Source organism: Stenotrophomonas sp. STEN023, assembly GCF_056760135.1.
In genome coordinates this window covers 64,356-72,522 of record NZ_JBRREF010000019.1, presented here as the reverse complement: position 1 = coordinate 72,522, position 8,167 = coordinate 64,356, and the positions used below count along the sequence as shown (strand labels likewise).

Genomic DNA, 8,167 nt, shown 5'->3' with positions numbered 1-8,167 from the left:
CCCCCGTCGCCCCCTCCCCCCCCCCCCCCCCCCCGCCCGCCCCCCCCCCCGCCGCCCCGCCCCCCCCCCCCCCCCCCCCCCCCCCCCCCCCCCCCCCCCACTACAGATTCGCTCCCTCCCTTTGGCGCAGCCAAGGGGAGGGTTGGGGAGGGGTGGTTTTTCGCTGGCGGATGCAGCACCAGCTTCGCGGCTAACGCCGCTCCTGCAACGTTGGTCCCGGGCACCCTTGTAGTGCCCCTGCCGAGCATGGCTCGGCACTACGTGCTTCTTTGGCACAGCTTTTGCAGCTTCCCCGGCAACGTTCCGTGGGAGGTTCCACATGGCCAACCTGTTTTCCAACTATCTCGGCATCCATGCCCAGGCAATGCCGCTGCGCGAGCAGCGCATGAAGCTGATCGCCAGCAACCTCAGCAATGCCGACACGCCCGGCTACAAGGCCCGTGATCTCGACTTTGATGCCGCCCTGCGCAACGCCCAGGGTGCCACCAGCGGCAACGGTCTGCTGACCACCACTGCCGAACAGCATTACGCCATCGGCGGTAATGCCGGCCTCAACCCGTTCCAGATCCTGCGCGAAGGCGCGCAGCCCAGCCTGGATGGCAACACCGTCGATCCGGATACCGAGCGCGCCGCCTACGGCCGTGCCGCACTGGAGTACCGCGCCTCGCTGAGCTTCGTCGAGTCGAAGGTGAAGACCATGCTCACTGCCATCACTGGCCAGTAAGGGAGCACGCCATGAGCAATCTGCCCATCTTCGACATTGCCGGCTCCGCCTTGAAGGCGCAGTCGGTGCGCATGAGCACCATCGCCTCCAACCTGTCCAATGCCGATTCGATCGCCGGCTCACCGGAGACGGTCTACAAGCCGCTGGAGCCGATCTTCCAGGCTGTTACCAGTCGCACCGATCCCAACCTGACCGGCGTGCAGGTAAAAGAGATCGCGCAGAGCGACGCGGCGCCGATCAAACGCTACGAACCCAATCATCCGCTGGCCGATGGCGAGGGCTACGTGTATTCGCCCGACGTCGATCCGGTCGCGCAGATGGTCAACCTCATCTCCACATCGCGCAATTACCAGGCCGGCGTGGAAATGCTCAGCACCGCCAAGGAACTTGCCCTGGCCACGCTGACCATGGGCCGCTGAGCCCACTCCCCCAGGAATCTGCCGACATGAGCACCAGTGTCAACACCGATTTGTACAGCTCGCTCGGGCTTACCGCGCCCAACACGACGACCACCACCAGCAAGAACAAGAGCTCGCTGGACCAGGCCGATTTCCTGAAGCTGATGACCACCCAGCTGCAGCATCAGGACCCGACCAAGCCCATGGACAACAGCCAGATGGTGGCGCAGATGGCGCAGCTGTCCACGGTACAGGGCATCACCGATCTGAATACCTCGGTGAAGGGCTTCCAGCAATCCATGGCCAGCGACCAGGTGCTGCGCGGCGCCGCCCTGGTCGGCCACGAAGTGATGGTGCCCTCGACCAAGGTCGCGCTGGAGGCCGAAGGTGGCACCAGCGGCACCGTTGCCGCGCCATCTGCCGGTTCGGTCACTGTCGACATCACCGATGCCAACGGCTTGAAGGTCACCCAATTGACCGTACCGGCGAATGCCGCAGGCGAGGTCGCCTTCCAGTGGGATGGCACCGATGCGGACGGCAAGCGGATGCCGGCTGGCAGCTACACCGTTACCGCCACCCATACCGACACCGCAGGTGCGCAGAGCAAGCTCAGCACCTACGTGCAGGCAGAAGTGGAGAGCGTGACGGTGGGCTCCGATGGCTTGTACCTGAACCTCAAGGGGCTGGGCACTGCCCCGCTCGACTACGTGCTCCGCGTCAGCTGAGCCCCCTTCTCGTTTCCCCAGGAGTATCGCCATGGGCTTCAACGTCTCACTGTCGGGCATCAACGCGGCCAACGCGGACCTGAATGTCACCGCCAACAACATCGCCAACGTCAACACCGTCGGCTTCAAGGAATCGCGCGCCGAGTTCGCCGACCTGTTCAATGCAACCAGCTATGGTTTGTCGCGCAATGCGGTGGGTTCAGGCGCGCGCCTGACCAACGTCGCGCAGCAGTTCTCGCAGGGCAACATCGACCAGACCGGCCGCAGCCTGGATCTGGCGGTGGCTGGTGAAGGCTTCTTCACCATGAGCATGAACGGCACCCGCGTGTATTCGCGCGCCGGCAACTTCCAGACCGACAACAACGGCTACGTGATCAACCCGCAAGGCGCTCGCCTGCAGGTGTTTGCCCCCAGTGCCGACGGCACCCGTTTCGACGGCGAGCTGACCGACCTGCAGCTGCTCACCACCGACAGCCCACCCAAGCAGAGCACCCTGGTCAACATGGCCTTCACCCTGCCGGGCAACGCACCGCAGCCGACCATCGCCACGTTCGACCCGACCGACTCCAACAGTTACAACCATTCCACTGGTGGCGTCACCGTTTACGACTCGCTGGGCGTCAGCCACACCCAGACCTCGTATTTCGTGAAGACCGCAAACGCCAACGAGTGGCAGGTATACAACTATGTCGACGGCCAGTCCGCCGGCGCACCATCGCTGCTGCAGTTCTCCAACGCCGGTGCCTTGACCAGCCCAACCGACGGCGACATCACTCTGGCGCCGTTCACCCCGGTCACTGGTGCCGGCTTGGTCAACCTGACCTTGAACGTGTCGGGCGCCACCCAATACGGCGAGAAGTTCGCGATGCGCGATACCCGCCAGGATGGCTATGCCGCTGGCAAGCTCAATGAAATCAGCATCTCCGAGGAAGGCGTGGTGTATGCGCGCTACACCAACGGCGATGACAAGGCCTTGGGCCAGGTTGCACTGACCACCTTCAAGAACCCGCAGGGCCTGCAGAACCAGGGCAACAATCTGTGGGTTGAAACCTTCTCTTCGGGCACCCCGCGTACCGGTGCACCGGACACCTCGGACCTGGGCCAGATCCAGGCCGGCTCGCTGGAAGCCTCAACGGTGGATCTCACCGAACAGCTGGTCAACATGATCGTTGCCCAGCGCAACTTCCAGGCCAACGCGCAGATGGTATCCACCCAGGACCAGATCACCCAGAGCATCATCAATATCCGTTGACTCTGGGATTGGCGAGGCGGGATTGGGGATTGGCCAGCAATTCGTCGATTCCTGACCCGCCCCCGCCGTTGTCTTTCCTTGAGATTGTTTCTTGATGGGAAGGCGCGTGGATTGAAGCGTTTCGCTGACCTCTGCACCAACCCTGCTTACGCTCTCCAACCCCGAATCCCAACTCCCGAATCCCTGCCCTATGGACAAAGCCCTCTACGTTGCCATGACCGGCGCCCGCGCCTCGCTGCAAGCGCAGGCCACTGTGTCGCACAACCTGGCCAACTCGGATACGCCGGGCTTCAAGGAAGCACTGGCCAACACGGAAGCGTTCCGTATCCAGGGGCCGGGGTTTCCGTCGCGCGTGGATGCCGTACACGTGGATGCCGGCTTCAACCGCCGCGTCGGTGCGCAGCAGATCACCGGCAATTCACTGGATCTGTCGCTGCAGCCGGGCAGTTGGCTGGCCGTGCAATCCAGCGATGGCAGTGAGGCCTATACGCGCAGTGGTGCCTTGTCGCTGACGCCGAACGGACAGTTGGTGACCGCAGAAGGCAATGCGGTTCTCGATGACAACGGCAATCCAATCGCAGTGCCGCCACACCAGGCGATGGAGATCGGCCACGATGGCACCTTGTCGATCATTCCGTTGGGCGAAGGCCCGCAGACAATGGCGATGATAGGCCGGCTGCGCGTGGTTGATGCACCCAATGAGCGCCTGGAACGACGCCTCGACGGGCTGATGCGCAACACCGATCCACAGCAGCCTTTTGCCCAGCGCCAGGGCAAGGCCTTGGACAGCGGCATGCTGGAATCCAGCAACGTGGATGCAGCGGGTGCGCTGGTGCAGATGATCCAGCTGCAGCGCCAGTTTGAAATGCAGGTCAAGGTCATCAAGCACGGTGACGAAAACGCACGCAGCGCCAACAGTCTGCTTCGTCTGAACGGCTGATAGTCAAACCCTCGCGCACGCAAGGTGCTCGCCCTCCCCTGCTCCGGGGAGCGGAAAAGCGACGCTGCGTCATTCGTCGCATGCGGCGCAGACGCAACTCCCCATTCATCACATCGGCCTGCACTGCTCGCTGATAGCCGCGCGCACCTGCTCGCCGCATCCGCGGCGATGCCACTGCAATCCCACTGACCGCAGCGCAGATATGCCCGACGGGCAGCGCCGACATTCCGGCGGCATTTTTGGCACAGCCCATGCATTGACACAGGCAAGGGCCAAACGGCCGGTATCTGTCACCAAGGAATCGCACCATGAATCAGGCATTGTGGGTCGCCAAGACCGGCTTGGATGCACAACAGACACGTATGTCGGTTGTCTCCAACAACCTGGCCAACACCAATACCACCGGATTCAAGCGCGACCGTGCCAGCTTTGAAGACCTGTTGTACCAACAGGTGCGTCAACCCGGTGGCTCGTCCTCGGCACAGACACAGTTGCCGACCGGCCTGCAGCTGGGCACCGGCGTACGCGTCGTCGCCACGTCCAAGCACTTCGAACAGGGCAGCCAGCAGCAGACCGGCCGCGCGCTCGACGTGATGGCCAACGGTCGCGGCTTCTTTGAAGTGATGATGCCCGACGGTACTTCGGCGTATACACGCGACGGCAGCTTCCAGATCAACGCACAGGGCGAACTGGTCACCAACAGTGGTTACCCGGTGCAGCCCGGCATCCAGATTCCCGAGGGCGCGCAATCGCTGACCATCGGTACCGACGGCACCATCAGCGTGAAGATGGCCGGCGAAGCCGCGTCGGTGGAGATCGGTTCCTTGACGCTTACCGACTTCATCAACCCCGCCGGCCTGCAGGCCAAGGGCGAGAACCTGTTCCTGGAAACCACCGCATCGGGTCCTGCGCAGAACGGCACGCCTGGCCTCAATGGCCTGGGCACGGTCGTGCAGGGTGCGCTGGAAGGCAGCAACGTCAACGTGGTTGAAGAGCTGGTGTCGATGATCGAGACCCAGCGCGCTTACGAAATGAACGCAAAGGCCATCTCTACCACCGACTCGATGCTCGGCTACCTCAACAACAACGTCTGATTGGTCGCCAAGGGATACCGTCATGAGCAGCACCCCACTTCTGCGCCAACTTTCCATCGCTCTGTGCGCTGCCTTGATCGGCGGCTGTACCCTGGCCGGCGATGTGCGTCCGTACGCACCGATGGCGCCGATCCAGCCCATTGTCGTGCAGGCTGGCGCGCCCACCGCTGGTGCGATCTACGCCGCCGGCCCCGGCTTGAATCTGTACGGCGACCGACGCGCGCGTGACGTCGGCGACCTGCTGACGATCACCTTGGTTGAAAACACCATGGCCACCACCACCGCCAGCACCGCGATCAGCAAGAAGTCGGAAATCGACGTCGGCACGCCGACCTTGTTTGGTGCACCGGTCACGCTGGGTGGCAAAGATATTCTCGGTGCGTCGGCATCGTCGGACCGCGACTTCGCCGGCAAGGGCAACAGCGCGCAAAGCAATCGCCTGCAGGGCAGCGTCACAGTCACCGTGATCCAGCGCTTGCCCAACGGCAACCTGGTTGTACAGGGGCAGAAGAACCTGCGGCTCAATCAAGGCGATGAGCTGGTGCAGATCCAGGGCGTCGTGCGTGCAGCGGATATCGCGCCGGACAACACCATTGCCTCCAGCAAGGTCGCCGATGCGCGCATCGCCTACGGCGGTCGCGGCGCGGTCGCCCAATCCAACGCAATGGGTTGGCTCGGCCGTTTCTTCAATTCAGCGTTCGCGCTGTTCTGAGCACTGTGATGAAGACTCTCTCTTTCAAGCGTTATCTTGCCCTGGCGGCGCTGGCATTGGCGGTCGCCCTGCCCGCTCACGCAGAGCGGATCAAGGACCTTGCCCAGGTTGGCGGCGTGCGCGGTAACGCGCTGGTCGGCTATGGTCTGGTCGTCGGTCTGGATGGCAGCGGCGACCGCACCAGCCAGGCGCCGTTTACCGTGCAGAGCTTGAAGAACCTGCTTGGCGAACTCGGCGTCAATGTTCCGGCAAACGTCAATCCGCAGCTGAAGAATGTCGCTGCGGTGGCGATCCATGCCGAACTTCCGCCGTTTGCCAAACCCGGCCAGACCATCGACATCACCGTCTCCTCGATCGGCAATGCCGTGTCGCTGCGTGGTGGTTCCTTGTTGATGGCGCCGCTGAAAGGCATCGATGGCCAGGTCTATGCGATTGCCCAAGGCAATCTGATCGTTGGCGGCTTTGGTGCGCAGGGCAAGGATGGTTCGCGTGTCTCGGTAAACATTCCCAGCGCTGGCCGCATTCCCAACGGTGCCACCGTTGAACGCGCCCTGCCCGATGTCTTCGCCGGTGGTGGTGACATCACCTTGAACCTGCACCAGAACGACTTCACCACCGTCTCGCGGATGGTCAGCGCGCTCAATGCCGCTTTCGGCGACGGTGCGGCGCGCGCCGTCGATGGTGGCACGGTTTCGGTGCAGACGCCGACCGATCCGGGGGCGCGCATCGGCATGCTGGCACGCATCGAAAACGTCGAGCTCTCGCCCGGCACCGCGCCAGCACGCATCGTGGTCAACTCGCGTACCGGCACCGTGGTGATTGGCTCACAGGTACGGGTGAGCCCGGCAGCAATCACGCACGGTTCCTTGACGGTGACCGTCAGCGAATCGACCCAGGTCAGCCAGCCCAATGCCTTTGCCGGTGGCCAGACCGTAGCCACTCCGCAATCCACAATTACCGCCAGCAATGAAGGCAGCCGCATGTTCCGCTTCGACGGCGGCGCCACCCTGGACGAGATCGTACGTGCGGTCAACGAGGTCGGCGCAGCGCCGGGAGACCTGATCGCGATTCTGGAAGCCCTCAAGCAGGCCGGCGCCTTGACCGCCGACCTTGAGGTGATCTGACATGCGTATCGCCGCGCCCGCGCTGGAAATCAATCCAGCCATCGCCAATGATCCGGCCAAGATCGACAAGGTCGCGCGTCAGCTGGAAGGCCAGTTCGCGCAGATGCTGGTCAAAAGCATGCGCGACGCGAGCTTCGGCGATTCGCTGTTCCCTGGTGAGAACCAGATGTTCCGCGAGATGTACGACCAGCGCATCGCCGAGGCGATGACGCGTGGTCGCGGGCTGGGTCTGTCGGCGATGATCGCGCGTCAATTGGGTGGCGCTGAAGCTGCGACGACCCCAACGGTTGATCCAAGCATCAAGCCCGCCGCTGCGGCACGCGCCTATCAATTGGCTGCTCCGGCGGCCACCGGCCTGCCGCTCAGCACTGCACCGGCAGTTGGCGAGGATCCGCTCTCGTCACTGAACATCAATGACCAATCCACTTACATGGCGCCACAGGCGCAGGCACTGGATCTGATCGCCGGCCGTGACAGCAGCAGCTTCCATGCGTCACTGAACTCTGCCAATCCTTACCAGGACAACGCCCCGGCCGAGCCGTCAGCCGACTGGGCGATGAGCAACGACCGCTGGAGCAAGGTATCGGCGGCGGAGCGCGGTGACGCGGTCGACACCGCCACTGCCAATGTTGCCGCCGACAAGCTCGGCAAGCACACACCGGAAGGTTTCGTGGCCAGCATCTGGCCGCATGCCGAACGCGCCGCGCGCGAGCTCGGCGTCGATCCGCGCGCACTGGTTGCCCAGGCCGCGCTCGAAACCGGCTGGGGCAAGCGTCATATCAAGCGCGACAATGGTGACAGCAGCCACAACCTGTTCGGCATCAAGGCCACCGGCTGGAGCGGCGAACGCGCCACCACCGGCACCCACGAATACGTCAACGGCCAGCGCCGCAACGAGACCGCCAGCTTCCGGGCCTATGGCTCGATGGCCGAAAGCTTTGGCGACTACGTCCGCATGCTGAAGACCAGCCCCCGCTACCAGGCCGCACTCAGCGCCGGCAGCGACGTGCGCAGCTTCGCCCAAGGGCTGCAGCGTGCCGGCTACGCCACCGATCCCTCGTACGCCGCCAAGATCGCCGCCATTGCCGCCGGCCCGACCATCCAGCGTGCTGTCGCCGCCATCGGCGATGCCGGCGCGCGCCTGGGCCAGACCTTTGCCAGTAACGCCGGTGCTACCGGCATCACCCGACGTTGAGAT

General features: G+C 63.8%; 9 protein-coding genes. All 9 read left to right on the top strand.

Going from position 1 to position 8,167, the window contains the following annotated elements:
• Positions 1 to 319: 319 nt before the first annotated feature.
• The 9 genes from flgB to flgJ all read left to right on the top strand — a co-directional run bounded on the left by flgB (position 320) and on the right by flgJ (position 8,164).
• Positions 320 to 724 (top strand): flagellar basal body rod protein FlgB, encoded by a 405-nt coding sequence (gene flgB, locus ACVOLV_RS08090; protein ID WP_481553918.1) that lies wholly within the window; start codon positions 320 to 322, stop codon positions 722 to 724.
• A gap of 11 nt (positions 725 to 735) precedes the next feature.
• On the top strand, positions 736 to 1,143 hold the full coding sequence (gene flgC / locus ACVOLV_RS08085) for a flagellar basal body rod protein FlgC (RefSeq protein WP_481553917.1): 408 nt from the start codon (positions 736 to 738) through the stop codon (positions 1,141 to 1,143).
• Between the two features lie 26 nt (positions 1,144 to 1,169).
• Positions 1,170 to 1,847 carry a flagellar hook capping FlgD N-terminal domain-containing protein gene (locus tag ACVOLV_RS08080; protein ID WP_303746377.1) on the top strand — a complete coding sequence of 226 codons (678 nt, stop codon included), beginning with the start codon at positions 1,170 to 1,172 and terminating at the stop codon, positions 1,845 to 1,847.
• A 31-nt stretch (positions 1,848 to 1,878) separates the two neighbouring features.
• Positions 1,879 to 3,099 carry a flagellar hook protein FlgE gene (gene flgE, locus ACVOLV_RS08075; RefSeq protein ID WP_481553916.1) on the top strand — a complete coding sequence of 407 codons (1,221 nt, stop codon included), beginning with the start codon at positions 1,879 to 1,881 and terminating at the stop codon, positions 3,097 to 3,099.
• A 190-nt stretch (positions 3,100 to 3,289) separates the two neighbouring features.
• Entirely contained in the window at positions 3,290 to 4,039 is a 750-nt protein-coding gene (locus ACVOLV_RS08070) for a flagellar basal body rod protein FlgF (protein ID WP_282271512.1), read from the top strand.
• 308 nt (positions 4,040 to 4,347) lie between these two features.
• Positions 4,348 to 5,133 carry a flagellar basal-body rod protein FlgG gene (flgG, locus tag ACVOLV_RS08065; RefSeq protein WP_481549177.1) on the top strand — a complete coding sequence of 262 codons (786 nt, stop codon included), beginning with the start codon at positions 4,348 to 4,350 and terminating at the stop codon, positions 5,131 to 5,133.
• Between the two features lie 22 nt (positions 5,134 to 5,155).
• Positions 5,156 to 5,845, top strand: a complete 690-nt coding sequence (gene flgH, locus ACVOLV_RS08060; protein ID WP_481553915.1) for a flagellar basal body L-ring protein FlgH — start codon at positions 5,156 to 5,158, stop codon at positions 5,843 to 5,845.
• 8 nt (positions 5,846 to 5,853) lie between these two features.
• Positions 5,854 to 6,969, top strand: coding sequence for a flagellar basal body P-ring protein FlgI (locus ACVOLV_RS08055; RefSeq protein WP_481553914.1), 1,116 nt, complete (start codon positions 5,854 to 5,856; stop codon positions 6,967 to 6,969).
• Between the two features lies 1 nt (position 6,970).
• Positions 6,971 to 8,164: a flagellar assembly peptidoglycan hydrolase FlgJ gene (gene flgJ / locus ACVOLV_RS08050; protein WP_481553913.1), complete on the top strand. Its 1,194-nt coding sequence runs from the start codon at positions 6,971 to 6,973 to the stop codon at positions 8,162 to 8,164.
• Positions 8,165 to 8,167: the final 3 nt, after the last annotated feature.

Excerpts from the sequence above, each read along its gene's own strand:
- flgE (WP_481553916.1), top strand. The coding sequence starts at position 1,879 with ATGGGCTTCAACGTCTCACTGTCGGGCATCAACGCGGCCAACGCGGAC.
- flgJ (WP_481553913.1), top strand. The coding sequence starts at position 6,971 with ATGCGTATCGCCGCGCCCGCGCTGGAAATCAATCCAGCCATCGCCAAT.
- ACVOLV_RS08070 (WP_282271512.1), top strand. The coding sequence starts at position 3,290 with ATGGACAAAGCCCTCTACGTTGCCATGACCGGCGCCCGCGCCTCGCTG.
- flgC (WP_481553917.1), top strand. The coding sequence starts at position 736 with ATGAGCAATCTGCCCATCTTCGACATTGCCGGCTCCGCCTTGAAGGCG.
- flgH (WP_481553915.1), top strand. The coding sequence starts at position 5,156 with ATGAGCAGCACCCCACTTCTGCGCCAACTTTCCATCGCTCTGTGCGCT.
- flgG (WP_481549177.1), top strand. The coding sequence starts at position 4,348 with ATGAATCAGGCATTGTGGGTCGCCAAGACCGGCTTGGATGCACAACAG.
- ACVOLV_RS08055 (WP_481553914.1), top strand. The coding sequence starts at position 5,854 with ATGAAGACTCTCTCTTTCAAGCGTTATCTTGCCCTGGCGGCGCTGGCA.
- flgB (WP_481553918.1), top strand. The coding sequence starts at position 320 with ATGGCCAACCTGTTTTCCAACTATCTCGGCATCCATGCCCAGGCAATG.
- ACVOLV_RS08080 (WP_303746377.1), top strand. The coding sequence starts at position 1,170 with ATGAGCACCAGTGTCAACACCGATTTGTACAGCTCGCTCGGGCTTACC.